At 71.6% G+C, this 23,791-nt stretch carries 23 protein-coding genes; 12 read left to right on the forward strand and 11 right to left on the reverse strand.

Going from position 1 to position 23,791, the window contains the following annotated elements; genetic code table 11:
• Nucleotides 1-173 precede the first annotated feature (173 nt).
• Nucleotides 174-335: an SCO1431 family membrane protein gene (locus ACZ6ZP_RS39715; RefSeq protein ID WP_366465019.1), complete on the forward strand. Its 162-nt coding sequence runs from the start codon at nt 174-176 to the stop codon at nt 333-335.
• Here the strand turns inward: ACZ6ZP_RS39715 and ACZ6ZP_RS39720 are convergent.
• Genes ACZ6ZP_RS39720 through ACZ6ZP_RS39730 form a run of 3 tightly spaced genes read right to left on the reverse strand, consistent with a single transcriptional unit; the run spans nt 313 to nt 2,839 of the window.
• Nucleotides 313-1,233 (reverse strand): hypothetical protein, encoded by a 921-nt coding sequence (locus tag ACZ6ZP_RS39720; RefSeq protein ID WP_366465020.1) that lies wholly within the window; start codon nt 1,231-1,233, stop codon nt 313-315. The genes ACZ6ZP_RS39715 and ACZ6ZP_RS39720 overlap by 23 nt on opposite strands.
• Nucleotides 1,230-2,234 (reverse strand): DUF6114 domain-containing protein, encoded by a 1,005-nt coding sequence (locus ACZ6ZP_RS39725; protein ID WP_468615081.1) that lies wholly within the window; start codon nt 2,232-2,234, stop codon nt 1,230-1,232. The genes ACZ6ZP_RS39720 and ACZ6ZP_RS39725 overlap by 4 nt, the downstream gene beginning before the upstream one ends.
• On the reverse strand, nt 2,225-2,839 hold the full coding sequence (locus ACZ6ZP_RS39730; protein ID WP_351168779.1) for a DUF6230 family protein: 615 nt from the start codon (nt 2,837-2,839) through the stop codon (nt 2,225-2,227). Before ACZ6ZP_RS39730 ends, ACZ6ZP_RS39725 begins: the two co-directional genes overlap by 10 nt.
• Nucleotides 2,840-2,970: 131 nt before the next feature.
• Here ACZ6ZP_RS39730 and ACZ6ZP_RS39735 point away from each other — a divergent pair, with 131 nt between their 5' ends.
• The gene (locus tag ACZ6ZP_RS39735) at nt 2,971-3,633 is read left to right on the forward strand and encodes a TetR/AcrR family transcriptional regulator (RefSeq protein WP_383818314.1); all 663 of its coding nucleotides are present in this window, start codon (nt 2,971-2,973) and stop codon (nt 3,631-3,633) included.
• Between the two features lie 76 nt (nt 3,634-3,709).
• Here ACZ6ZP_RS39735 and ACZ6ZP_RS39740 read toward each other — a convergent pair whose 3' ends face one another.
• Entirely contained in the window at nt 3,710-4,966 is a 1,257-nt protein-coding gene (locus ACZ6ZP_RS39740) for a glycoside hydrolase family 18 protein (RefSeq protein WP_383818316.1), read from the reverse strand.
• A gap of 376 nt (nt 4,967-5,342) precedes the next feature.
• On the opposite strand from ACZ6ZP_RS39740, the gene ACZ6ZP_RS39745 reads away from it, so the two are divergent.
• From ACZ6ZP_RS39745 to ACZ6ZP_RS39755, 3 genes are all read left to right on the forward strand, one after another.
• Entirely contained in the window at nt 5,343-6,518 is a 1,176-nt protein-coding gene (locus ACZ6ZP_RS39745; protein WP_351168785.1) for an acyl-CoA dehydrogenase family protein, read from the forward strand.
• Between the two features lie 605 nt (nt 6,519-7,123).
• Nucleotides 7,124-8,251 (forward strand): Rv3169 family protein, encoded by a 1,128-nt coding sequence (locus tag ACZ6ZP_RS39750; protein ID WP_383818318.1) that lies wholly within the window; start codon nt 7,124-7,126, stop codon nt 8,249-8,251.
• 63 nt (nt 8,252-8,314) lie between these two features.
• Nucleotides 8,315-9,406, forward strand: a complete 1,092-nt coding sequence (locus tag ACZ6ZP_RS39755; RefSeq protein WP_361463363.1) for a phosphotransferase family protein — start codon at nt 8,315-8,317, stop codon at nt 9,404-9,406.
• Between the two features lie 3 nt (nt 9,407-9,409).
• Here the strand turns inward: ACZ6ZP_RS39755 and ACZ6ZP_RS39760 are convergent, their stop codons facing one another.
• A complete protein-coding gene (locus tag ACZ6ZP_RS39760) occupies nt 9,410-9,856 on the reverse strand; it encodes a hypothetical protein (RefSeq protein WP_383818321.1) in 447 nt (148 codons plus the stop codon).
• Between the two features lie 199 nt (nt 9,857-10,055).
• On the opposite strand from ACZ6ZP_RS39760, the gene ACZ6ZP_RS39765 reads away from it, so the two are divergent.
• The 4 genes from ACZ6ZP_RS39765 (at nt 10,056) to fxsA (ending at nt 14,221) form a co-directional block, all read left to right on the forward strand.
• The gene (locus tag ACZ6ZP_RS39765) at nt 10,056-10,496 is read left to right on the forward strand and encodes an Lrp/AsnC family transcriptional regulator (protein ID WP_030789227.1); all 441 of its coding nucleotides are present in this window, start codon (nt 10,056-10,058) and stop codon (nt 10,494-10,496) included.
• Between the two features lie 57 nt (nt 10,497-10,553).
• Complete coding sequence (locus tag ACZ6ZP_RS39770; protein WP_383818323.1) at nt 10,554-12,197, forward strand: amidohydrolase; 1,644 nt, start codon at nt 10,554-10,556, stop codon at nt 12,195-12,197.
• Nucleotides 12,198-12,686: 489 nt separating this feature from the next.
• Nucleotides 12,687-13,562, forward strand: a complete 876-nt coding sequence (locus tag ACZ6ZP_RS39775; RefSeq protein WP_351168795.1) for a polyprenol monophosphomannose synthase — start codon at nt 12,687-12,689, stop codon at nt 13,560-13,562.
• Between the two features lie 77 nt (nt 13,563-13,639).
• Entirely contained in the window at nt 13,640-14,221 is a 582-nt protein-coding gene (fxsA, locus tag ACZ6ZP_RS39780) for an FxsA family membrane protein (protein ID WP_351168797.1), read from the forward strand.
• A gap of 111 nt (nt 14,222-14,332) precedes the next feature.
• Here fxsA and ACZ6ZP_RS39785 read toward each other — a convergent pair whose 3' ends face one another.
• The 4 genes from ACZ6ZP_RS39785 to yczE form a co-directional block, all read right to left on the reverse strand.
• Entirely contained in the window at nt 14,333-14,707 is a 375-nt protein-coding gene (locus ACZ6ZP_RS39785) for an RNA polymerase-binding protein RbpA (RefSeq protein WP_249591189.1), read from the reverse strand.
• Nucleotides 14,708-14,963: 256 nt separating this feature from the next.
• Complete coding sequence (locus tag ACZ6ZP_RS39790) at nt 14,964-16,316, reverse strand: MFS transporter (protein ID WP_361463365.1); 1,353 nt, start codon at nt 16,314-16,316, stop codon at nt 14,964-14,966.
• A 48-nt stretch (nt 16,317-16,364) separates the two neighbouring features.
• A complete protein-coding gene (locus ACZ6ZP_RS39795) occupies nt 16,365-17,132 on the reverse strand; it encodes a glycerophosphodiester phosphodiesterase family protein (RefSeq protein ID WP_361463367.1) in 768 nt (255 codons plus the stop codon).
• Nucleotides 17,129-17,839 (reverse strand): membrane protein YczE, encoded by a 711-nt coding sequence (gene yczE, locus ACZ6ZP_RS39800; protein WP_454429303.1) that lies wholly within the window; start codon nt 17,837-17,839, stop codon nt 17,129-17,131. Before yczE ends, ACZ6ZP_RS39795 begins: the two co-directional genes overlap by 4 nt.
• 30 nt (nt 17,840-17,869) lie before the next feature.
• Between yczE and ACZ6ZP_RS39805 the strand changes: the two genes are divergently transcribed.
• Nucleotides 17,870-19,369, forward strand: a complete 1,500-nt coding sequence (locus ACZ6ZP_RS39805; RefSeq protein WP_469410340.1) for an SCO1417 family PLP biosynthesis transcription factor — start codon at nt 17,870-17,872, stop codon at nt 19,367-19,369.
• 71 nt (nt 19,370-19,440) lie between these two features.
• Here the strand turns inward: ACZ6ZP_RS39805 and ACZ6ZP_RS39810 are convergent, their stop codons facing one another.
• Both ACZ6ZP_RS39810 and ACZ6ZP_RS39815 read right to left on the reverse strand, forming a co-directional pair.
• On the reverse strand, nt 19,441-21,060 hold the full coding sequence (locus tag ACZ6ZP_RS39810; protein ID WP_351168808.1) for an ATP-binding protein: 1,620 nt from the start codon (nt 21,058-21,060) through the stop codon (nt 19,441-19,443).
• Nucleotides 21,061-21,115: 55 nt separating this feature from the next.
• Entirely contained in the window at nt 21,116-21,310 is a 195-nt protein-coding gene (locus ACZ6ZP_RS39815; protein ID WP_249591193.1) for a hypothetical protein, read from the reverse strand.
• A 297-nt stretch (nt 21,311-21,607) separates the two neighbouring features.
• Here ACZ6ZP_RS39815 and ACZ6ZP_RS39820 point away from each other — a divergent pair, with 297 nt between their 5' ends.
• Together ACZ6ZP_RS39820 and ACZ6ZP_RS39825 are read left to right on the forward strand one after the other, a co-directional pair.
• Entirely contained in the window at nt 21,608-22,000 is a 393-nt protein-coding gene (locus ACZ6ZP_RS39820; RefSeq protein ID WP_351168810.1) for an ankyrin repeat domain-containing protein, read from the forward strand.
• 301 nt (nt 22,001-22,301) lie between these two features.
• Nucleotides 22,302-23,720, forward strand: a complete 1,419-nt coding sequence (locus ACZ6ZP_RS39825; protein WP_383818332.1) for a HEAT repeat domain-containing protein — start codon at nt 22,302-22,304, stop codon at nt 23,718-23,720.
• Nucleotides 23,721-23,791: the final 71 nt, after the last annotated feature.

Below are 23,791 nucleotides of genomic sequence, written 5' to 3' on the forward strand. Positions count from 1 at the left end.
GCTGATAGTGAGACGCACGGCACTCGGCCCGAGTTGTGCGGGATACGGCGTTTGAGTGACCAAGCTCTCGCCCGAGAAGGCCGGATCCGATGGCAAGGTGGACGGGTCAGTGGGGGGAGTCCGCTGCCGGACGTCGCGTCGAGAGGCGTGACGCATACGTATCGAGTGATGCCATGACCGCTGCCACCGCCACTGCCACCGCCGCCGCACAGCCCCGAGCCACCACGCGCACCGGCGGCCCCAAGGAAGACGGCCCGAAGGTGCTCGAGCACGTCCTTGGCTGGACGCTCGTCGTCGTCCTCGCGATGCTCGTCACGCAGACCGGTCTGATGTGACCCCGGTCTCCTCGCGGGCGGTGTCCCCGCCGGTGTCGAGGTCCGCGCGCCAGTGCCGGTGCACCACTCCCACCAGGTCGTAGAGCCGGCGCACCGGCGAGCGCCGCGACAGCAGCGTGAGCCCCGCAAGGACCGCGAACAGCGGCAGGCCGATCCAGCCGCCCAGGAGGCGGACGAGGACGCTCGCGACCAGCGCGCCGACGAACGGCAGGCCGTAGACCCCGGCCGCCGCGATGGCGATCGCCAGGAACCGGTGGACCTTGCGGTCCTCGTCCGCGCCGGGCAGCGACCAGCCCTCCATCAGCCAGCCGATCTCCGTCAGGAGCATCGTGCCGATCACGGCCGCGCCGAAGATCAGCAGCGCGAGGAACGTCCCGGACGTCAGGAAGTCCAGTACGTGGTTGACCACGCTGTCCTGCCGCCAGCGGGCGAAGTCCCGTGCGCCGGGGGAGAGGAACCGCTCGTACCCCCTGCCGTCCCAGCCGTGCACCAGCGTCCCGAAGAGCAGGAAGTACCCGCCCACGCACTGGAGATAGGCCCAGTAGCCCGCCCCCACCAGGACGAGCCCCTGTGCCACCAGGAACCCGATGACGGCGGCGACGGGGACCCCGCCCGCGTAGAAGAGCACGAACCCCGCCCACACCCCCTCGTGCCCGTCCGCGACGTGCATCGTCGCCCACGCGGGGTTCTGCCAGAGCAGGAACAGTCCCGTCGGCACCAGCAGGACCGCCGCGAACAGCACCGTGAGCGCCAGATACGGATTGGCGGCGCGGCTGCGCGTGCGCGGTCCCTCGCCCGCGTTGATCCGCTCCCAGACCTGCAGCTGCCGTCCCGCCGAGAGGGCGAACGTCGCGCCGATCGCGTACGCCCAGAAGAGGGCGGCCTGGATCTGGATCATGCCGATGCCTTCAGGGTGAGCCCGCCCGCGACGATCAAGTCCGACGTGACCAGGGCCTGTTCCGCCTCCACGTCGGTCATGAAGACGAACGGCGGCACCACCGGCGGCACCGGCAGCTTGTCCGGCGTGAAGGTCAGACAGAGCAGCCCCTCCAGGCAGCCCTTGAACTTGGTCAGATAGAGCGTGACCGAGCCGCTGAGGTCCAAGGTGTCGGCGCCCAGGGCGAGTTCACGGTCGCCGTCGCGCGTCGTGAGCCGGTAGTCGGTGAGAGAAGCGGCCTTCATCCGCAGCTCCATGACCTTCAACGGCCCGTCGGCCGTGGGGATCTCGCGCACACCGGCCAGGATGAAGCCCTGCGGCGAGAAGAGCGTGGTGGTGACCGTCGGCGGAGTCCGCGCCGCCACGATCGCGTCGCCGCGGGCCGCCCTGATCGCCGCGTCGGGTGCCGCCTTGGCCGGAGTGCCGCCCCACAGCGTCGCCCCGACGACGAGCACCGGAAGCAGCACGCCGAGCGTCCGCGTGCCCTGCCCGTCCCGCACCTTGGGCCGCTCCGCGTCCTCTTCGGCGTCCTCGGGCACCGGCGTCCAGCCGAAGCCCATCGCGCTGCCCACGATGCCAAGCGCCATGCCCACCAGGAACCCGCCGAGATTCGTGGCCGCGAACGAAAGCACCGACAGGATCAGCGCGTTGACGCTCACGTAGTGGTGGGCGTGCGGCAGGAGCCACAGGAAGATCCCGGCGGCGATCAGGGCGAGCCCGATGCCGATCGCGGCGAGCCCGCCCAGTCCCAGGCTGACCAGGACGGTCAGCGGCGACAGCGGCACGAGGAGCAGCTCGGCGCCGCCGATGACCAGGAGCAGCCCGCCCCAGAAGGGCCGGGTGCGCCGCCAGCGGCGCAGTACCCGGCGGGCCTCCGGCAGCGGAAGGCGCTCGTCGAGCCATCCGCCGCCGTCCCTGCCCCACGCTCTGACTCCGGCTCTGCGGCCGCCGGTCAGAAGCACTTCTTGCCGCCGACGCTCACATCGAGCTTCATGCCCTTGAGCCGGAAGTTCCCGCCGGTCGCCGACCAGGCGTGGGACTTCACCCCGGAGACGGTGATGTCCCCGGCCTGCAGTCCGAACTTCCCCTTCTCGCCCTTGATTCCGGACACCTCGTCGAGGGTCGAGGCGTCCCGGCCGATCTCGGCGGTGCCGAAGCGGGCGTCGCCCTCCAGGTCCTCGCCGTCGATGATGAGATTGCTCGCGGTGACCTCGCCCGCCGAGCCGCCCGCGGTCAGCTTGAACACCACGGTGCCCACCGGTGTCTTGACCTCGGCGGCCTGGCAGATGTCGGAGAGGGTCGCGTCACCGATCCCGAGGAGCGCCACCGGGTGCCCCTTGCCGTCGATGTCCCGGTCGGTCTGTACGTAGGAGGACAGGCCCTCGCTGGTGAGCTTGCCGGATGACACCTGGAAGCTGGTGCCCGAGACGGCGAAGGAGGCGGCGAGCGCCCCCTCGGCCATCACGGAGGCCATCGCGCCGACGGCCAGGACGGCCGGCAGGGCCACGACGGCCGTCTTCTTCCAGGAGGTTCTGCCCTCGCGCAAAGGGGTACGCGCTGCGCTCATGAGTCTTCCTCCCGTACGTCGTCCACGTGCGTAGGGGGAGTGCGTGAGAGAGCGCCTTCGGACGCAGAACGGCAGGTGGCGTGCTTCTGCCATACTGCGCATCCCGAGGCAGTTGGAGACTAGGGCCGAAATTGAATAATAGTCAACAGCGCGGCATCGACCGTCCCGTGGACGCTCGCCCGCAGGCGCGCGGCACGGACCGTTCGGTGGCGCGTCGCGCCGAACTCATCACCATCGGGCGGAAGTTGTTCGCCGACACGTCCTACGACGCGCTCTCGATGGACGACATCGCCAAGCAGGCATGCGTCGCCAAGGGGCTGATCTACTACTACTTCAAGTCCAAGCGCGGCTACTACCTCGCGATCATCGAGGACTCGGTCGCGGAACTGGTCGCGCGCGCCGGGCGTCACGACGACCTGCCGCCCGTGGAGCGGGTGCACAGCACCATCGACGGCTATCTGCGCTACGCCGAGCACCACCAGGCGGCGTACCGCACGATCATCAGCGGCGGCGTCGGTTTCGACGCCGAGGTGCACGCCATACGCGACGGCGTGCGCGAGGCCCTGATCGGGGCGATCGCCGACGGGGCGTACGGCCGCCGCGACATCCCGGAGCTGGCGCGCACGGCGCTGCTCGGCTGGCTGTGCAGCGTCGAGGGCGTCACGCTCGACTGGATCGGCCAGCGGGGCCTGGAGCGCGAGACGGTCTGCGACCTGCTCGTGCGGACGCTGGGCGACACCCTGCGCGTCATCGAGGAGTTCGAGCCGTCCTTCCCCGCGCCGCCGCGGCCATGAGGACACGAGGAAGGGGCGGGAGCCGACCGGCTCCCGCCCCCCTTCCGCCGTGCGGCAGATCAGTCGCCCACCTCGGTCAGTTGATGGCCTTGATCAGCTCGCCGTCCGCCGTGTCGCCGCTGAGCTCCCAGAAGAAGGTGCCGCCCAGACCGGCCTGGTTCTTGTAGTCCATCTTCCCCGCGATGGTGGCCGGGGTGTCATAGCTCCACCAGTTGGTCCCGCAGTGCGCGTACGCGGTCCCGCCGACCGTGCCGTTGGCCGGGCACTTGGTCTTCAGTTCCTTGTAGTCGTCGATGCCCGCCTCGTACTTGCCCGCGGCGGCCCCGGTCGCGGTGCCACCGGGCTCCTTCTGCGTGACGCCCGTCCAGCCGCGGCCGTAGAAGCCGATGCCGAGCAGCAGTTTGTCGGAGGGGACGCCCAGACCCTGGAGCTTCTTGATCGTGGCGTCGGTGTTCCAGTTGGCCTTGGGCGCGCCGTCGTACGTCTTGAGCGGCGAGTGCGGGGCGGTCGGGCCCTTCGCCTCCCAGGCGCCGAAGTAGTCGTACGTCATCGGGTTGTACCAGTCGACGTACTGGGCCGCGCCCGCGTAGTCGGCGGCGTCGATCTTGCCGCCCTCCTCGGCGTCGGCGGGGATGGCCGCGGTGACGAGGTTGTCGGAGCCGAACTTCGAACGCACCGCGGACATCAGGTCCTTGTACGCCGCGCGCCCGCTGGTGTCACAGGTCAGCCCGCAGGCGTTGGGGTACTCCCAGTCGATGTCGATGCCGTCGAAGACGTCGGCCCACTTGGAGTTCTCGACCAGGTCGTAGCAGGACTGGGCGAAGGCGGCCGGGTTCTTGGCGGCCTCCGTGAAGCCGCCGGACCAGGTCCAGCCGCCGAAGGACCACAGGACCTTGAGGTCGGGGTGGAGCTTCTTGAGCTTGCGCAGCTGGTTGAAGTTGCCGCGCAGGTCCTGGTCCCAGGTGTCGGCGACGCCGTCGACGGACTGGTCGGCGGTGTAGGCCTTGTCGGTCGCCGCGTAGGCGTCGCCCGTCGTGCACTTGCCGCCCTGGACGTTGCCGAAGGCGTAGTTGATGTGCGTGAGCTTGTCGGCGGAGCCGGACGTCTCGATGTTCTTGACGTGGTAGTTCCGGTCGTAGACACCCCACTCGGTGAAGTATCCGACGACCTTGGAACCGGCCGCGGCCTTGGAGCTCGTGGCCTGCTGCGACCCGGTGTCCGGACCGGCGGCGGCGGTGCCCGCGCCGGCGAGCAGTCCTCCGCCGAGCACGGCACAACACGCGGTGGCGATGAGCGCCCGGAAGGGGGCGCGGGGGAGGTGCGGTCTGAGCATCGTTTCTCCTCGTGGGGGGAGAGGGCGCATGGGGGGACATGGTGCTTTTGACCTGCGAATGCCGAAAGACATCAGTGAAACTTGAATTGGCATGAACGCGGAAAGGCGCTCGGCTGGACTCTAGGAGGACTAGACCAGTGGGGTCAATGGTTCGGACCAATCCCGAGCCCCTCTTGCGGCCGTCGGTTATCTTTTGAGTAAGCGGTCGTTAACTAGTGACTGGCCGCCCTCGATCGGGCATACTCAACGCGCCAGAGCCGCTGGTCACAGCACCTTCCGCGACCCGGAAGGGCACCACCGGCCGGGCCGTGAGACACGGTGGCGCCGCACTACCCCGCGGGCCCGCCGCAGTGCCGAAAGGGAGGATGCGATCGCCATGCCTGAGCAAGCCTTGCAGCAGTCGGTGGACCGTCAGTTGCCCACGGACGAGGCGCGGGATCTGCTCTCGCTCGTCCGGGACATCGTCCAGCGGGAGATAGCTCCCCGCGCGGCCGAGGAGGAGGACGCCGGGCACTTCCCGCGCGAGGTCTTCACCCTCCTCTCCGAGTCGGGGCTGCTCGGCCTTCCGTACGCCTCCGCGTTCGGCGGCGGCGACCAGCCGTACGAGGTCTATCTCCAGGTCCTGGAAGAGCTCGCCGCCGCCCGGCTCACCGTCGGCCTCGGCGTCAGCGTCCACTCCCTGTCCTGCCACGCGCTCGCGGGGTACGGCACCAAGGAACAGCAGGCCGAGCACCTCCCCGCGATGCTCGGCGGCGGACTGCTCGGGGCGTACTGCCTCTCCGAGCCGGCGTCCGGCTCGGACGCCGCGTCCCTGCGGACGAAGGCCGTGCGGGAGGGCGACGAGTGGGTGATCACCGGAACGAAGGCGTGGATCACGCACGGCGGCGTCGCCGACTTCTACACCGTCCTCGCCCGCACCGGCGGCGAAGGCGCCCGCGGCATCTCCGCGTTCCTGGTGCCAGGTGACGCCGAGGGCCTGCACGCGGCGCTGCCCGAGAAGAAGATGGGCATGAAGGGCTCACCCACCGCCCAGATCAACTTCGACGGGGTACGGGTGTCCGACGCCCGCCGCATCGGCGAGGAGGGCCAGGGCTTCGCGATCGCGCTCTCCGCGCTCGACTCGGGGCGGCTCGGCATCGCGGCCTGCGCCATCGGCGTGGCCCAGGCGGCGCTCGACGAGGCGCTTCGATACGCCACCGAGCGGCGCCAGTTCGGCCGGCCGATCGCGGACTTCCAGGGCCTTCGGTTCATGCTCGCGGACATGGCGACGCAGATCGAGGCGGGCCGTGCGCTCTATCTGGCCGCGGCACGGCTGCGCGACGCGGGCAGGCCGTTCTCCAAGCAGGCGGCCATGGCCAAACTGCTGTGCACGGACGCCGCGATGAAGGTCACGACGGACGCCGTGCAGGTGCTCGGCGGCTATGGCTACACCGCGGACTTCCCCGTGGAGCGTTTCATGCGCGAGGCCAAGGTGCTCCAGATCGTCGAGGGCACCAATCAGATCCAGCGGATGGTCATCGCCCGTCACCTCGCGGGTCCCGACTCGCGCTGAACTGCCCGAGCCTGACCGGCGGCGCCGCGAGCCGCACCCACTCCGGGTCGTGGCGCCCCGGCAGGGTCTTGCCCCGCTCGGCCCAGTTCCGGATGAGGGCGCGGTAGATCGGCGGATCCTGCAGGTGCGGCGGCTGGGGCTGCGGAGGCTGCTGGGGCGGCTGGGGGCGCGGCGGCTGCGGACGGGGCGGCTGGGGGCGCGGCGGTTGCGGGCGCGGCGGCTGAGGGTGCGGCGGCTGAGGGTGCGGGGGAACCGATTCTGCGGAGGGCGGGGGAGCCGTCAGGAGGGTGCGCCTGCGGCGGCCGGTCGGCGGGTACGCCATGGGCATCGGCGTGGGGGTGGTCATGCCCGGCCAACGCGCCCCGCCGGGCACAGGTCACCGCCCATCGGATTCGAGTGTCAGTTCACGCCCGGCCCGAGCACCGGTCCGGGACCCGCCGCGTGAGGCCCCGCGGCCGGGTGATCCGTGCGGTTCCGTGCCTCCGCGAACGCGGACTGACACGTGTCTGGCTCCGTCACGTCCTCTGACGTACCGTCAACTCCGCGCCGGGGCACCGGCCCGAGCCCGGCGCCAGCCAACTGCCGTGCGCCCAGGGAGGTTTGACGTGGCAGACGACCGTCCCGTCCCGCTCGACGAGTACCCGATCCATCAGGTGCCGCTGTCCATGAAGCAGGTCGCGACGGGCGACCGCAACGCCTACGACCGCTGTATCTTCCACCTCTTCGACCACGAGGGCCGCGCGCTCCTCATCCTCGGCCTCGGCGTCTACCCGAACGTCGGTGTCATCGACGCCTACGCCACTTTGCGCAGAGGAGATACGCTCCACGCCGTACGCGCTTCGGACGCGCTCGGCGACGACCGGATGGACCTCTCCGTCGGCCCGCTGACCATCACCGTCGAAGAACCGCTGCGGCGGCTGCGCCTGCGGTGCGCCGCCGATCCGGACGACCCCGGATCCCTCTCGTACGACATCACGTGGAGCGCCTCCTTCCCCGCGCTCTGGGAGCCGCACCACATCCAGCGGCGCGGCGACCGGCTCTCCCTCGAAGGGCGCCGCTTCGTCCAGGCGGGCGGCTGTACCGGGATGATCCGCGTCGGCGGCGAGGACATACCGGTGACGGCGGGGGAGTGGACCGCGACCCGTGACCGCAGCTGGGGCGTGCGGCCGATCCCCGGCGAGGAACGCGGGCGCCTGGAGGAGGAGTTCGGCACCGAGGGCTTCCACTGGATCTGGAGCCCGGTGCGCTTCGAGGACCGCTTCTTGATGGTCATCTCCCAGGAGGACGCGGACGGCTACCGCACCCTCAACGAGGCCACGCTCGTACGGCCCGGGATGCGCGACCGCCAACTCGGCTGGCCCCAGGCCGACATCACCTACCGCTCCGGCACCCGCCACCCCGAGCGCGCCGTCGTCCGCCTCACCGACCCCGACGGCCGCAAGCCCCTGGAACTGGGCGTCGAGGTCCTCGCCTCTCTGCCGCTGGCCGTGGGCGCCGGCTACCCGCCCGCGGACGACTGGCAGCACGGCACCTGGCAGGGGCGCGGCTGGACCGACCGCCGCGCCTACGACCTCTCGGACCCGGCGGCGCACCCCCGGGCCGCGTACGGAGTCATCGACCACGCCGCACGCTTCACCCTCGACGGGCGCACGGGGTACGGCATCTTCGAGCACGGCAGCTTCGGCCGCCACGACCCGAGCGGCTTCACCGGCTTCGACTCCGTGGCCCCCTGAGGCCCGCAACCCCTGAGATCCGTGGTTTTTCGAGGCCCGCAGCCCCTTGAGAGGAGCTCAGCGATGGCGACAGCACCACGCCCCCGCACCACCACCCGCGACCCGGAGGAGCTCGCCCGCAGGCTCACGGCCTGGCTGGGCGCGCGCCTGCCCGGCGCCAAGGCCACCGGCGTACGGGTCCCCGAGTCCAACGGCATGTCGAGCGAGACCCTGCTCTTCGACATCGAGCACCCGCAACCACCCCTGAAGGCGTGCGCGTTGCGCGTGGCGGCGGACCCGGCCGCGTACACGATCTTCCCGGTCTACGATCTGCCGCGCCAGCACCGCACCATGCGGCTCGTCGCCGAACACACCGACCTGCCCGTGCCGCGCGTGCTGTGGCTGGAGGAGGACCCGGGGCCGCTCGGCGCGCCCTTCTTCGTCATGGAGCGGGTCGAGGGGCGCGTGCCGCCGGACGTCATGCCCTATACGTACGAGGGGAATTGGCTGCACTCCGCGAGCGACGCCGAGCGCGCACACCTGGAGGAGGCCTCGATCCGTCTGATCGCCCACCTCCACGACCAAGTGCCCGTCGCGGAGGCCGAGTTCCTGGCCCTGCCCGGCGAAGGCAGCCCGCTGCGCCGCCACGTCGAGGCCCAACGCGCCTACTACCACTGGGTGGTCGACGGACTGCCCCGCTCGCCACTCATCGAGAGCGCCTTCGACCGGCTCGAGGAGTGGTGGCCGCACGACGAGGGCGAGACCGTCCTCAACTGGGGCGACGCGCGCATCGGGAACATCATCTACGACGGCTTCGAGCCAGCCGCCGTACTGGACTGGGAGATGGCGGCGCTCGCGCCCCGCGAGGTCGACCTCGGCTGGACGGTCTATCTGCACCGCTTCTTCCAGGACCTGACGGTGAGCTTCGGGCAGGACGGCCTGCCCGGCTTCCTGCGCCGCGAGCGGATCGAGGAGCGCTACGCCCAACTCACCGGCCACACACCGCGGTCCATGGACTTCCACACGCTGTACGCGGCGCTGCGGCACGCCGTCGTCATGCTGCGCGTCGCCTACCGCCAGGTGCACTTCGGCGAGGCCGCGGTCCCCGACGATCCGGACACGCTGATCCTGCACCACGCCAGCCTGGCGGCCATGGTGCAGGACAGCTACTGGTAGGCGTCAGGCCGCGGAGCGCCCGTCCTGCTCCGGGGCGCGGCGCGGGCGCGGTCCCGCGACGTGCGAGAAGGGCTGCGTCCGCCAGTCAAGTCCTTGAGGGAGCGTCAGGAGCAGGGCGGTGTCCTGCTCCTGAGCCTCCATCGTCTCGTCCGCGGGCTCCGCCTCGGCGGCGGAGCGGCCCGTGCCCGGGCACACCGTGAGCCCGAACGGGTTCCACCGGGTGGCGCACAGCGCGTGCTCGGGCAGGACGTCCTCGTCCGCCAGGAGCGCGATCGGCTGCGCGCAGTCGGGGCACGTCACCCGGTACATCTCGAAGGTGTCGTACGCGTCGAACTCCGCGTCGGTCGCGTCCGACGGTTCGACGCCCTCCGATACGGGCGCGGACATGGATTCATCGGAGCGCTGCTGCTTGCTGCGGGCAGGGCGACCGGGGCGCTTCACGTTCTGCATGGGATTCTCCCCCTTGGGTGGGCCGAGAAGGCGCTGCGGCCTCGACCACAGCAAGCACTTCCCGTCCCGTCGTGGAGGTAATCGTGGCATCCCTTTGGACACGGTCACAGGTATGTGGCGTTCGTCACATGCCCGGAGAAGATGCAGCTCCCGTGCCCACAGGTATCCGGAGGGATCAAGAGCCCTGTAGGTTCGGCGCATGGAGGAGCTGGACCGACAGATCGTGCAGCTGCTCGTCAAGGACGGGCGGATGAGCTACACCGACCTGGGCAAGGCCACGGGCCTGTCCACATCGGCCGTGCACCAGCGGGTGCGCCGGCTCGAGCAGCGCGGTGTCATCCGCGGTTACGCCGCGGTCGTGGACCCGGAGGCCGTCGGCCTGCCGCTCACGGCGTTCATCTCGGTGAAGCCGTTCGACCCCAGCGCACCCGACGACATCGCCGAGCGCCTCGCGGGCGTCCCGGAGATCGAGGCGTGCCACAGCGTGGCGGGCGACGAGAACTACATCCTCAAGGTGCGCGTCGCGACCCCCCTGGAACTCGAACACCTGCTCAGCCGCCTGCGCGCGCTCGCCGGTGTCTCCACGCGCACGACGGTCGTGCTCTCCACGCCGTACGAGGCCAGGCCCCCGCAGGTCTGATCCTGCCGCGGGAGACCCCTGCGCGGGGCCCGCACCCCCAGGGGTCAGACTGGTCCCATGAGCGAGAGCACCACCCCCCAGAACGGCCCTGAAGGCCACCGCACCGTGCTGCTGCGCGGCGGAGACGTCCACAGCCCCGCCGATCCGTTCGCCACCGCCATGGTCGTCGAACGCGGGCACGTCGCCTGGGTGGGATCCGAGGGCGCGGCCGACGCGTTCGCCGACGGCGTGGACGAGGTCGTCGACCTCGAAGGGGCGCTCGTGACCCCGGCGTTCACCGATGCGCATGTGCACACCACGGCGACCGGCCTCGCCCTGACGGGCCTCGACCTGACGGGCGCCCGCTCGCTGGGCGACGCGCTGGCTCTCGTCCGCGAGCACGCCGCCGCCAGGCCGCACGACCGGGTCCTGCTCGGCCACGGCTGGGACGCCGCCCGCTGGGCGGACGGCCGTCCGCCCGCGCGCGCGGAACTGGACGAGGCCACCGGCGGCCGTCCCCTCTACCTCTCGCGCATCGACGTCCACTCGGCCGTCGTCTCCACGGCGCTGCTCGACCTCGTCCCCGGCGTCACCGGGCGCACGGGCTTCCACGCGGACGCGCCGCTGACCGCCGACGCCCACCACGCGGTGCGCGCCGCCGCCCTCGGCGCGCTCACCCCGCAGCAGCGCACTGAAGCCCAGCGCGCCGCGCTGCGCCATGCCGCGTCCCTCGGCATCGGCTCCGTGCACGAGTGCGCGGGCCCCGAGATCTCCGGCGAGGACGACCTGACAGGGCTGCTGCGCCTGGCCGCCGAGGAGGCCGGTCCCCGCGTCGTCGGCTACTGGGCGCAGCAGGGTGAGGAAGGCGTCGCCCGTGCAAAGGAGCTGGGGGCCATCGGCGCCGCGGGCGACCTCTTCGTCGACGGCGCCCTCGGCTCGCACACCGCCTGCCTGCACGAGCCGTACGCCGACTCCGGCCACACCGGCACCGCCTTTCTGGACGCGCCCGCCGTCGCCGCGCACGTCGTCGCCTGCACCGAGGCGGGGGTCCAGGCGGGCTTCCACGCCATCGGCGACGCCGCGGTGAGCGCCGTCGTCGAAGGCATCCGCGCCGCCGCGGAGAAGGTCGGCCTGGCCCGCGTGCGCGCCGCCAGGCACCGCGTCGAGCACGCCGAGATGCTCACCCCGGAGACGATCGCCGCCTTCGCCGAACTCGGCCTCACCGCCTCCGTGCAGCCCGCCTTCGACGCCCTGTGGGGCGGCGAGGACGGCATGTACGCCCAGCGCCTTGGTGCCGAACGGGCCCGCACCCTCAACCCGTACGCGGCCCTCCTGCGCACCGGCGTCCCGCTGGCCTTCGGCTCCGACAGCCCGGTCACCCCGCTCGATCCCTGGGGCACCGTCCGCGCCGCCGCGTTCCACCAGAACCTCGATCACCGCGTGTCGGTGCGCGCCGCGTTCACCGCCCACACCCGGGGCGGCTGGCGGGCCATCGGCCGGGACGACGCGGGCGTCCTGGTGCCCGGTGCGCCGGCCGACTACGCCGTCTGGCGCACCGCGGATCTCGTGGTCCAGGCCCCCGACGACCGGGTCGCGCGCTGGTCGACCGATCCGCGCTCGGGCACGCCCGGTCTGCCCGACCTGAGCCCGGGCGTCGAACTCCCCGTCTGCCTGCGTACGGTCGTCTTCGGAAAGCCGGTCTTCGTACGGCCGGACGAGTGATGTCCCGGCGGTGCGTACCGCCGATCGCGGCCCGTTGTCGCGTCGCACGACCTGCGTATCCTCGGCACTGACCTGGCTGTCTTTGGAATAGAACCAGGTCAAAGGGCTATTGACAGAACGCGGCCGTCGGCCGGTAGGTTCGGCCGGGTCCACCACAGGACGTCCGACCGGAGAACCTCCACGCAACCGTCGAACGCCGCTGGGCCATGGGCGGTGTGCCGCACCGGCGCACCACCACTGGGAGCCAGGTCCAGCGCCCGCGCCGCGGATGCGAGGGAACGTTCCACCGGGCCGGCAGGTGTGACCCGGGTGGGGCCCGGACGCTCAGTAGACAACGGCTCTCGGTCGACCCGCAGCCAGCGGGCCCCAGGTCGGCCCGAAGGGTGCCGGGCCCCGATCCGCAGTACTCCCCTCGACTGCCCGTGCCGCCGTGGCCTCGACGGAAGCGGCCACTATGGTGGTCCTCTGCGTACGAACGAAGGGGCAGTAGTGAACGACGGCGGTGGGGTCTCCGAAACCGGTGACCAGGGGAGGCAGTTCGGCCCGCTCGGCATGGCCTTGGTGATCATTCCGACCTACAACGAGGCGGAGAACATCCAGTCCATCGTCGGCCGTGTCCGGGTCGCCGTGCCCGAGGCGCACATCCTCGTCGCCGACGACAACAGCCCTGACGGCACCGGCAAGATCGCCGACGAGCTCGCGGTCGACGACGACCACGTCCACGTACTGCACCGCAAGGGCAAGGAAGGCCTCGGCGCGGCCTATCTCGCGGGCTTCCAGTGGGGCCTGGACAACGACTACGGCGTGGTCGTGGAGATGGACGCGGACGGCTCCCACCAGCCCGAGGAGCTGCCGCGGCTGCTCACCGCGCTCAAGGGCGCCGACCTCGTCCTGGGCTCGCGCTGGGTGCCGGGCGGGCGGATCGTGAACTGGCCCAAGTACCGCCAGCTCATCTCGCGCGGCGGCAGCACGTACTCCCGGCTGATGCTCGACGTGCCGATCCGCGACGTCACCGGCGGCTACCGCGCCTTCCGCCGCGAGACCCTCCAGGGCATCGGCCTCGACGAGGTCGCGTCGCAGGGCTACTGCTTCCAGGTCGACCTGGCGCGCCGGGCGATCAAGGCGGGCTATCACGTCGTCGAGGTGCCGATCACCTTCGTCGAGCGGGAGCACGGCGACAGCAAGATGAGCCAGGACATCGTCGCCGAGGCGCTGTGGCGCGTCACGGCGTGGGGCGTGGGCGAGCGGGTCGGCCGCGTGGGCCGCGCGCTGGGCCGCAAGGACGCCGAGGGACCGCAGGGGCCCCAGGGGGCGCAGGAGCCCCAGCAGGACCAGAAGGACCAGCAGGACCGCAAGAACCCCTGATCACCGCTCGTCCGGCGGTTCGCCTGCCGATCATCCCCCTTATGCCGGTCTGAGCCGTGTCCAGGCACACTGGAGCCATGACGACTGGCGTACCGCCCACCCGACCCGCCCGGCCCCGGCGCTCCCGCGTCCTCAGGTTCCTGCCGCTCGGCATCGCCGCGTGGCTGGTCCTGGAGATCTGGCTGCTCACCGTGGTGGCGGGCGCCGCGGGCGGGCTCACGGTGTTCCTGCTGCTCGTGGCCGGTGTCGTGCTCGGTGGCATGGTCATCAAGCACGCCGGACGCCGCGCCTTCCGCGAGCTGAGCGAGGCGGTGCAACAGCAGCAGAGCGGTCTGGCACCGCACCCCTCCGAGCGGGGCGGAGGCAACGCCCTGACGATGCTGGGCGGCCTCCTGATCATCCTGCCGGGGCTGATCTCCGATGTCCTGGGGCTGCTCCTGCTGGTGCCGCCGGTCCAGAAGGCGGTCAGCCGCAGGGCGGAGAAGACGTTCGAGCGCAAGGTCCGCGAGGCCACCCAGGGCGGTGGCCTGGGCAACGCCTTCCAACAGGCGCGCATGCACCGCCCGGACGGCAAGGTCGTCCAGGGCGAGGTCATCCGGGACGACGAGCGGCCGGCCCGTGGCGCGCACCCGGACGATCCGCAGCTGCCGCCCCGCTGAGCGGCTCGCCGCCCGCGCGGGCGGCTGAGGGCAGCACGAAGGCCGGGGTCACTGCTGAGCAGTGACCCCGGCCTTCGTATGCGGTGTTGTGCGGTGTACCTCAGTTCGCCGTCAGGCGGACTTGCGGCTGTCCCGCGGGTGCACCGCGATGTTCATGGCTCCTGAACGGAGAACCGCGAGGCGCTCCTCCAGGACCTCCTCGAGTTCTTCTCGAGTGCGGCGCTCCATGAGCATGTCCCAGTGCGTACGCGCAGGCTTACCCTTCTTCTCCTCAGGTCCGTCGCCGTCTACAAGGAGTGCCTGGACCCCGCAGACCTTGCACTCCCACTCCGGCGGGATTTCTGCCTCTACCGAGAACGGCATCTCAAATCGATGTCCGTTCTGGCATGCGTACTCCACGGCCTGGCGCGGAGCCAAGTCGATGCCGCGGTCGGTCTCGTAGCTGGTCACCACGAGGCGCGTGCCGCGAAGAGCTCGCTCACTCATGAATCGTGCCTCCCGGGCTTGTCGCCCACAGGACAGGTGTCGCTGTCGTCGTCATCCGGTCAACGTCCGGTCGGCGGTAAAGATTCCCGTTAAGGGTCATGCGTCGCCGTCGTATGCCGCCCCTTGTTGTACCCACCAGCGCCCGGTATGTCACATCTGACAGAGGATGTCACCCTGCGTTTCTCAATCTTGAGCGCGCAGTAACGGTCCGCCTGGTAAGCCAAACGCGTACACTACCGCCCTTTGGCTTCAGTTGCTAAATCCTGTCGGGTACGGGATTTCCCGCGTCGCGGATCGCACGCCCCACGGGTACCCGTGCGAGCAGGACGAAACCGATCACGAAGAAGGCCACCAGCGAGACGATCGCGTCCCGGTAGCTCCCCGTGAGCTGGTACGTCAGGCCGAAGATCAGCGGCCCGAGCCAGGCCATGCCGCGATCGCTGATCTCGTACGCGGAGAAGTACTCGGCCTCCTTGCCCGCGGGCACCAGGTGCGAGAACAAGGACCGCGAGAGCGCCTGCGAACCCCCGAGCACCAGGCCGATCCCCGCCGCGAGCACGAAGAACCACACCGGCGCGCCCGCGGGCAGGAAGAACCCGGCGCCGATCGTCACCGTCCACGCGACGAGCGAGCCGAGGATGGTGCGCTTGGCGCCGTACGTCCGTGCGAGGCGCCCCATGGCGAGCGCTCCCGCCACCGCGAGCACCTGCACAAGGAGGACCGCCACGATCAGCGTGGACTGGTCGAGGCCGAGCTCCTCGGAGCCGTAGACCGACGCCTGGGAGATCACCGTCTGCACGCCGTCGTTGTAGACGAGATAGGCGAGCAGGAAGGACAGGGTGTGCGGGTGGCGGCGCATGTCGCGCACCGTCGACGCCAGCTGCCGCCAGCCGCGTGCCGATCCCGGCGAAGGCGGCACCTTGCGGTCGCGCAGCCGCCGCAGCGGTACGAGCGTGAAGGCGCCCCACCACACGCCCGCCGACGCCAGGCAGATGCGCACGGCCGTCGACTCCGAGACCCCGAAGGTGTCATGGGCCAGGAACAGGACAAGATTCGCCACCAGGACGAGCGCGCCCGCCGCGTAACCGAACGCCCAGCCGCGCGATGAGACCGCGTCACGCTCCTGAGGAGGGGCGATCTGCGGCAGATAGGCGTTGTAGAGCACCATCGAGACGGCGAGCGAGGCGTTGGCGACGATCAGCAGGAAGCCGCCGAGGAGATAGCGGTCGCCGTCCAGGAAGAACATGCCGGCCGTCGCCGCGGCCCCCAGGTAGGCGGCCACCGCGAGCAGCGGCTTCTTGCGGCCCGTGCGGTCGGCGGCGGCGCCCGCGACCGGCATGACCAGGACCGACACGATCACCGACGCCGAGACCGCGTACGCGAAGAAGGACCCGGCGCTGATCGGGATGCCCAGCGGGTGCACGTACCCGTCCCCGTCGGCGGCCGACTTGGCGATCTCCGTCAGGTACGGGCCGAGGAACACGGTCAGGACGCTGGTCGAGTAGACCGAGCACGCCCAGTCGTAGACGTACCAGCCGCGCTGCTCGCGCCGCCGCTCGGCGGCGCTCTCGTCGGCCGGTGGCGTTGCCCGCACGGTGTCGGTGCCCACCCGTGCCCCCCTCGCTGGTCCCCGTGGTCCGCTGCCGCCCAGAGGCGGTCAGGCCCAGGCTCCCCGGTCCTTCAGCACTTCGCGCAGCGTCTCGATGTGATCAGTGATGATGCCATCCACCCCGAGGTCGAGAAGGGCGGCCATGCGTTCGGCGTCATTGACCGTCCAGACGTGCACCTGCAGCCCGCGCGCGTGGGCCGCGCGCACGAAGCGGCGGTCCACCACCCGGATGCCGGCATGCGTCTCGGGCACCTGGGCGCACACCGCGGAGCCCCGCACGGGGGCGGGGATGCCGTACGAGCTGAGCCGCAGGCCCGCCGCGCCGCGCGTGCCGAACGAGGTGGCCAGGCGTGGGCCCGCGAGCCGCTGGGCCCGGGCCACGCGGGCCTCGGAGAACGAGCCGACGCACACGCGGTCCCAGGCGCCGGTGCGGCGCAGCAGCTCGAGGAGCGGGAGCAGCGCGGGCTCGGCCTTGACGTCCACGTTCCAGCGGACGTCGGGGAAGGACTCCAGGAGCTCTTCGAAGAGGGGCACCGGTTCGCTGCCCGCTACGCGCGCGTGGCGGACGTCGCTCCACGGGAGGTCGGCGATCTGCCCGGCGGTGTCCGTCACCCGGTCGAGCGTCGCGTCGTGGAAGGCCACGAGACGGCCGTCCGACGTGGCGTGCACATCCGTCTCGATGTACCGGTATCCCAGGCCGACCGCGCGCCGGAACGCGGCGGCGGTGTTCTCCAGGCCGTCCGCCGCCCCGCCGCGGTGGGCGAAGGGGAGCGGGCCGGGATGGTCGAGGTAGGGGTGGCGTACGCGCGTGGTCACCGCTGAAGTATCGCCTGCTCCGGTTGACCGCCGGCAGCCACGACGCCTCCCTTGGATGGAGCGGGGACGGCGAAGAAGCGCAGGAAGAACTGGGCCAGCGGGCCGATCGCCAGGGCGTACAGGACCGTTCCGATGCCCACCGTGCCGCCGAAGGCGAAGCCGGTGGCGACCACCGCCACCTCGACCAGCGTCCGCATCAGCCGGATCGAGCGCCCTGTGCGCTGGTGAAGGCCCGTCATCAGGCCGTCCCGGGGGCCGGGGCCGAACTTCGCCGCGATGTAGAGCCCGGTGGCCACGCCGTTCAGGACGATCCCGGCCACGAGGAGCGGTATGCGGGCGCCGAGCCCGTGTGCGTCCGGCATCAGGGCGAGGGTGCCGTCCATCGCCAGGCCGACGACGAAGACGTTGGACACCGTGCCCAGGCCGGGGCGCTGGCGCAGCGGGATCCACAGGAGAAGGACCGCGGCACCGATGAAGATGGAGACGACGCCGATGGACATCCCCGTCAGTTCGGCCAGGCCCTGGTGCAGCACGTTCCACGGTTCGAGGCCGAGGCCGGACACCACCAGGAGCCCGGAGCTCGCGCCGTACAGCGTCAGGCCGACGTACAGCTGGATGAGTCGACGGGTGACGGACAAGGGAGCCCCCTGCTGGTGGTAGTGGCCTGACGCATGACACTCTGTGGCTCGTAAAGGGATGCCAACCATGGCCAATTCCAGGAAGGTGGACTGGGAATCATGGCTCAGTGGACTTCGGCGGTGGGCGCCACGCAGCTCGCCCGGCTGCTCACCTCTCAGCAGACACGGCCCGCGGGCCCCGGCACGCGCCGGCCGCCCGCCTACCGCGCCCTCGCCGACGGTATCCGCATGCTCGTCCTCGAGGGCCGCGTCCCGGTCGCCGCACGGCTGCCCGCCGAGCGCGAGCTTGCGGTCTCCCTCGCGGTCAGCCGCACCACGGTCGCCGCGGCGTACGAGGCGCTGCGCACCGAAGGCTTCCTGGAGTCCCGCAGGGGAGCGGGCAGTTGGACCGCCGTCCCGGCCGGCAACCCCCTGCCCGCGCGCGGGCTCGAGCCCCTTCCGCCCGAGGCCCTCGGCTCCATGATCGACCTGGGCTGCGCGGCGCTGCCCGCGCCGGAGCCCTGGCTCACCCGCGCCGTCCAGGGGGCCCTGGAGGAACTGCCTCCGTACGCGCACACGCACGGGGACTTCCCGGCCGGTCTGCCCGCCCTGCGCCAGATGCTCGCCGAGCGCTACACCGCGCGCGGCATCCCGACGATGCCCGAACAGATCATGGTCACGACCGGCGCGATGGGCGCCATCGACGCGATCTGCCACCTGTTCGCGCCGCGCGGTGAGCGCATCGCCGTCGAGTCCCCGTCGTACGCCAACATCCTCCAGCTCATGCGCGAGACGGGCGCCCGGCTGGTCCCCGTCGCCATGTCCGAGGGGCTCGAGGGCTGGGACATGGACCGCTGGCGGCAGGTGCTGCGCGATGCCGCGCCCCGCCTCGCGTACGTGGTCGCGGACTTCCACAACCCCACGGGCGCGCTCGCCGACGATGACCGGCGGCGTCAGCTCGTGGACGCGGCGCGCTCCGCGGGCACGGTCCTCGTCGTCGACGAGACCATGATCGAGCTGCGGCTCGACGACGACGTGGCGATGCCCCGCCCGGTCTGCGGCTTCGATCCGGGGGGCTCCACCGTCATCACCGTCGGCTCGGCGAGCAAGGCCTTCTGGGCGGGCATGCGCATCGGCTGGGTGCGGGCCGCGCCCGACGTGATCCGCAGCCTGATCTCGGCACGCGCCTACGCCGACCTGGGCACGCCCGTCCTGGAACAGCTGGCGGTGAACTGGCTCCTGAGCACCGGCGGCTGGGAGTCGGCCGTGCAGGTGCGCAGGGACCAGGCGCGCGAGAACCGCGACGCCCTGGTCGCCGCCGTCCGCCGCGAGCTGCCCGAGTGGGAGTTCGCGGTCCCGGCGGGCGGCCTCACCCTGTGGGCACGCGCCGGAGGTCTCTCCGGCTCCCGGCTCGCCGAGGTGGGCGAGCGGGTGGGGGTCAGGGTCCCGTCCGGGCCGCGCTTCGGCGTGGACGGAGCCTTCGAGGGGTATGTGCGGCTGCCGTTCACCGTGGGCGGCGCGGTGGCGGACGAGGCGGCGGTGCGCCTTGCCGCCGCGGCGCGTCTGGTGGAGACGGGTGCGGGCGGGGGCATGGACTCGCCGCGGGCGTTCGTGGCCTGAGGGCCGGCTCTGCCCGAGCCCCGGTTCGCCCCGCGCCTCAAGTCTCCCTGAGCCTCAGGTCTCCCCGAGCCTCAGCTTTCGGCGGCCACGGGCTGCGGCGTCGCGTCGGGTTCCGTCGCCACGGTGTCCGCCTCGGAGTCGGCCTCAGTGCCGGTGCCGGTGCCTGGCTCGGCGTCCGCGGGGGCGCTGCGTGCGGGCAGCAGCTCCGTCACCGCCTGCCGGTGCGACTCGCTCGTGGCGTCGTCGTACGGATCGGGCGTCGCGGGCACCTGGAGCCGGTGCACCGGACCCGTGCCGAGCCGGGCGTACCCGCGGCCGGGCGGGACGTCGGAGGTGGGCGTCGTGCGCGGCGGCACCCCGAGGATGTCCTCGACCTGGTCGAGCGTGGTGGGGCCGAGGACCACGCGCGCGCGGGTGTGCTGGCGCACCGGATCGCTCAGGGCGTCCAGGCTGTCGAACTGGTCGGCCACGACGACCGTGACGTTGGCCGCCCTGCCGTGCCGCAGCGGCACCTGAAGCAGTGACTGCGGGTCCTTGCGTCCGTCGGCCGCCGCGAGGTGGCCGAGCACGCTGGGGCGGTCCATGAGGATCCACAGGGGGCGCTTGGTGTCGTCCGGGGCGGGGTGGCCCGCCTGGCGGGCGCGGTTGGCGGAGATCAGGCGCCGCTCCGTCTCGTGCGCGGCCCACTCCAGGCTCGCCAGGGCTCCGGCGAGCCCGCACTCGATGGCCAGGACGCCGTCGCGTCCGGTCAGGCAGGCGTAGTCGCCGATGCCGCTGCCCTCGACGACCAGGACGTCGCCGTGCAGCAGGGCCTGCAGGGCGATGGAGCGCAGCAGGGTCGTCGTGCCGCTGCCGGGTTCGCCGATCACCAGGAGGTGCGGCTCGGTGGAGCGGGGGCCGGTGCGCCAGACGACGGGGGGAACGTCGCGCTGCTCGTCGCCGTCCGTCACGGGCAGGGTGCGCTGGACGCCGGTGGGGTCGGTGAAGCCGAGGACGGTCTCCCCGGGGGACGTGACGAACCGCTGGGCGGCGATGTCGGTGGGCAGCGGGGGCAGCACGTTCACCGTGAGCTGGTTGCCCTCCTCGTCCCACTCGAAGTGGTACTCGCGGCCGCGGCCCGACTTCGCGTGCAGCAGCTGCTCGATGCGTGCGCGCGATTCGGGCTCGCCGTCGGTGAAGTACGCGGGGTAGCGCACCACCAGGTGGGAGACGCGGCCGTTGTCGTCGAACTCGTACGACGTGAGGGCCTTGTCCCACTCGCCGCCGTGCGCGAAGAGCGGAGCGGGGTCCTCGGGAACGGAGAAGTACGGGACGAGCGCTTCGTAGAGGGACTGAAGCCGCTGGGTCTGCGCCTCGTCGGGACCGGTGGGCGCCGGAGCCGGCTTCTCCCTGCCGCTCCACGCGGCGGCCGCCATCAGGCAGATGGCGGCGAGCAGCGGACCGTACGGGATGAGGGCCACGACCAGGACGACGGACGCCACGAGGAACAGCAGCGGTCCGCGCCGGTCCTTGGGGGTGTCGGCCCACTTGCGCCGCCCGGCCGCCGCCAGCCGGCGCAGTCCACGAGTGATCGTGATCAGCGGGTGGAGGACGTCCGTGGCGCTGTCGGCGGCCGACCGTGCGAACTCCCGGCTCCGGGCGATCGAGGCGGTGCCGTTGCTCAGGATGCGGGGGAGGGGGCGCCGTGCCACGTCAGTCTCCATATGGTGCGAACGAAGTACTACAGGGGGCAGGGAGCAGGGGACGTCAGAACTTGATCCCGCCGAGGAGGCTCGCCAGGCTCGCGCTGCCGGCCTTGATGCTCGGGGCGATGGCGGTGCCCGCCATGAAGAAGCCGAAGAGCGCGCAGACCAGCGCGTGGGACGCCTTGAGGCCGTCCTTGCGGAAGAACAGGAAGACGATGATGCCGAGCAGCACGACGCCGGAGATGGACAGGATCATGAGGGTTCTCCTGGTTGGTGGGGACAGTCACCATGAGTTGTTCCAGGTTCACAGCATGTATCCATACGATAAAAGGTGCAAATGGGGGAATTTCCGCGAAATTCCCTCGAATGGCGGGGTCTGCTGAGCCGCGCGAGCAGGGGTTCGGAGGGCGTCCGGGTCCCTTCGTGATCTTTGCCGCGGGCGCGCCCCGTCATGTGCCCGGACGGGCAGTACCCTGTCGATTCACCCGTACGGCTGCACTCGTCGCCGTACGCCCCCTTTGAGTCACCCCGCAGTCGAAAGGCGGTCCGGTCCATGAGTGAAGCCCCCGACCCGGAAGTCGTGGAGCTGGCGACCAAGATCTTCGATCTGGCGCGCCAGGGCGACACCGAGGCCCTCGCCGCGTACGTGGACGCTGGCGTTCCGGCCAACCTCACGAACGACAGCGGCGACTCCCTCGTGATGCTCGCCGCCTACCACGGCCACGCGGACGCCGTCCGGGCCCTCCTGGAGCGGGGCGGTGACGCCAACCGTGCCAACGACCGGGGGCAGACACCGCTCGCCGGCGCCGTCTTCAAGGGCGAGGACACCGTGATCAGGGCGCTGCTCGACGGAGGCGCGGATCCGGCCGCGGGCACACCGTCGGCCGTGGACACCGCCAGGATGTTCGCCAAGACGGAGCTGCTCGAGCTGTTCGGGGCGGCCTGAGCGGGGTAGCTGACCAGCAACAACGGGGGCGCTGGAAATGTGGTCGCGGCGGGCTGAACCGCTGGGTCATCATGACGACGTGATTCACGGACGCGACGGCGGGGCAGGAGTTGCCGCACCGCGCGGACCGTGACGGCCCGCCCCCGGACCTCCCGTCCGGGATCCCTACGGGCCACCGACGAGAGGCAGAGGAAGATGGTCTACAGCAAGCAAGAGACGGCGGGCGGCCCGACGTGTTGGCGCACGGCCAGGTAATTCACGATTCCCGGTTGCGTCGACGCTTGATGTGAGGCTGTTTCCCATGTTCGATCCGGTCATAGCGCCCAGCGGTACGCTGCTCGGCCTGCTGCAGCGGGGCCGCGGCGACGGCACGCTGCACGCACTCACCGCCCCCCGATCCGAGGCGCTCGCCGCCCTCGAGACCTGCGTGCTCCACGACCCACGCCACGACTGGCAGGTGGAGAACCGCTCCCTCTACTACGCCCGGCTCTACCTCGATCTCCGCGGCGGGATCCAGGAGATCGAGCGGCATCTCTTCGATGCCGAGGACGTCCTGAACACGGACGACTCACGCACCGGCCTCGCGCTCGCGGTCCTGGGGCACCTCGCCTCGTACGGCAGGCACGACGCCCTCGAACTGCTGCGCAGGTACGCCGCGTTCGGCACCAACTGGGCCTGGGCCCTGGACGAACTGGCGCTGCGGGACGACGACACGGGCCTGCGCGCCCTCGCCGTGCCCGTGCTCGCCAGATTCTCCCAGGACGCGCAGGGCGAGGCCGAACTGGCCGCCGCCGTGCGCGACGCCTACGAACCCCGGCCCTGGCGGCTGTGGGAGGAGGACCCGAGGGAGGGCGTCGGCGCCCGCGTGCGAGCCGCGCGCGAACAGGGGTCCTTCGACCGCTGGCAGCGCCAGCTGAGGCCATCGGGCCCACGCCCGGGATGGAGCGTCCGGGCCGTCTTCGACTGGGCGCAGGAAGGGCTCGAACGCGGCGCCGTCCTGCACGTGCCCGCCGCCCGCTGCCTGAGCGCCGTCGCCGGACCGGAAGACCGCGCCGAGATCCTCGAAGCCGCCCGCAACGGCTCCGACGGGGCGCGCGGCACGGCCCTGCGCTACCTCGCGGACGCCCATGATCCCGAAGTCTTCGACCTGATCGAGTACGCGGTCCAGAGCCCGTCACGGGCCGTCGTGGACGCCGCGGCCGAGGCCTTCGAACGGATGCGCAGCGTCGCCGCCGTGGAGCGCGCCCGCCGCTGGGCCCTGCGGCCCGACGAACTCGGAGCCGCCGCCGGACGGGTGCTCGCCTGCAGGGGCGGCGCCCAGGACAGCAAGCTCGTCCTCGCCGCCCTCCGGGAAGCCGTCCGGGGCGAAGGCCCGGACGCACCGACCCTCTGGACCCTCGTCGACGGCGCCGGTCGGCTCGGCATCGCCTGCGCGGCCCCCGTGCTGCGCCACGTCTACCGCGAGACCGCCTCGTCCCACCTGCGCGGCCGCGCCGCCCGCGCGCTCGCCGCCACCGACCCCTCCTTCGCCGCCGGATTCGCCGTCGAATGCCTGTGGGACTGCGAGGAGTCCACCCGCGAGGTCGCCGCACGGCACGCCGAGACCGGCGACGCCCGCGTGGTCACCCAGCTCAGAAGGCTCGCCGCGGACCCCGCCGAGGAGGACGAGGTACAGACCGCGGTCCGCAGCAGAATCGGACCCGACGCGGCCGAGGTGTAACCCGGAGCGCCCCGGAGCGGGGCGCTCGGCGGGGGGACGGGGCGGGCGCGGAGCGGAACGCTCATGGGACG

This window comes from Streptomyces sp. NPDC054047, assembly GCF_055585065.1.

Coding starts and splice junctions, on each gene's coding strand:
- ACZ6ZP_RS39715 (WP_366465019.1), top strand. CDS start 174: ATGACCGCTGCCACCGCCACTGCCACCGCCGCCGCACAGCCCCGAGCC.
- ACZ6ZP_RS39720 (WP_366465020.1), bottom strand. CDS start 1,233: ATGATCCAGATCCAGGCCGCCCTCTTCTGGGCGTACGCGATCGGCGCG.
- ACZ6ZP_RS39730 (WP_351168779.1), bottom strand. CDS start 2,839: ATGAGCGCAGCGCGTACCCCTTTGCGCGAGGGCAGAACCTCCTGGAAG.
- ACZ6ZP_RS39740 (WP_383818316.1), bottom strand. CDS start 4,966: ATGCTCAGACCGCACCTCCCCCGCGCCCCCTTCCGGGCGCTCATCGCC.
- ACZ6ZP_RS39745 (WP_351168785.1), top strand. CDS start 5,343: ATGCCTGAGCAAGCCTTGCAGCAGTCGGTGGACCGTCAGTTGCCCACG.
- ACZ6ZP_RS39755 (WP_361463363.1), top strand. CDS start 8,315: ATGGCGACAGCACCACGCCCCCGCACCACCACCCGCGACCCGGAGGAG.
- ACZ6ZP_RS39760 (WP_383818321.1), bottom strand. CDS start 9,856: ATGCAGAACGTGAAGCGCCCCGGTCGCCCTGCCCGCAGCAAGCAGCAG.
- ACZ6ZP_RS39765 (WP_030789227.1), top strand. CDS start 10,056: ATGGAGGAGCTGGACCGACAGATCGTGCAGCTGCTCGTCAAGGACGGG.
- ACZ6ZP_RS39770 (WP_383818323.1), top strand. CDS start 10,554: ATGAGCGAGAGCACCACCCCCCAGAACGGCCCTGAAGGCCACCGCACC.
- fxsA (WP_351168797.1), top strand. CDS start 13,640: ATGACGACTGGCGTACCGCCCACCCGACCCGCCCGGCCCCGGCGCTCC.
- ACZ6ZP_RS39785 (WP_249591189.1), bottom strand. CDS start 14,707: ATGAGTGAGCGAGCTCTTCGCGGCACGCGCCTCGTGGTGACCAGCTAC.
- yczE (WP_454429303.1), bottom strand. CDS start 17,839: ATGGTTGGCATCCCTTTACGAGCCACAGAGTGTCATGCGTCAGGCCAC.
- ACZ6ZP_RS39805 (WP_469410340.1), top strand. CDS start 17,870: ATGGCTCAGTGGACTTCGGCGGTGGGCGCCACGCAGCTCGCCCGGCTG.
- ACZ6ZP_RS39815 (WP_249591193.1), bottom strand. CDS start 21,310: ATGATCCTGTCCATCTCCGGCGTCGTGCTGCTCGGCATCATCGTCTTC.
- ACZ6ZP_RS39820 (WP_351168810.1), top strand. CDS start 21,608: ATGAGTGAAGCCCCCGACCCGGAAGTCGTGGAGCTGGCGACCAAGATC.
- ACZ6ZP_RS39825 (WP_383818332.1), top strand. CDS start 22,302: ATGTTCGATCCGGTCATAGCGCCCAGCGGTACGCTGCTCGGCCTGCTG.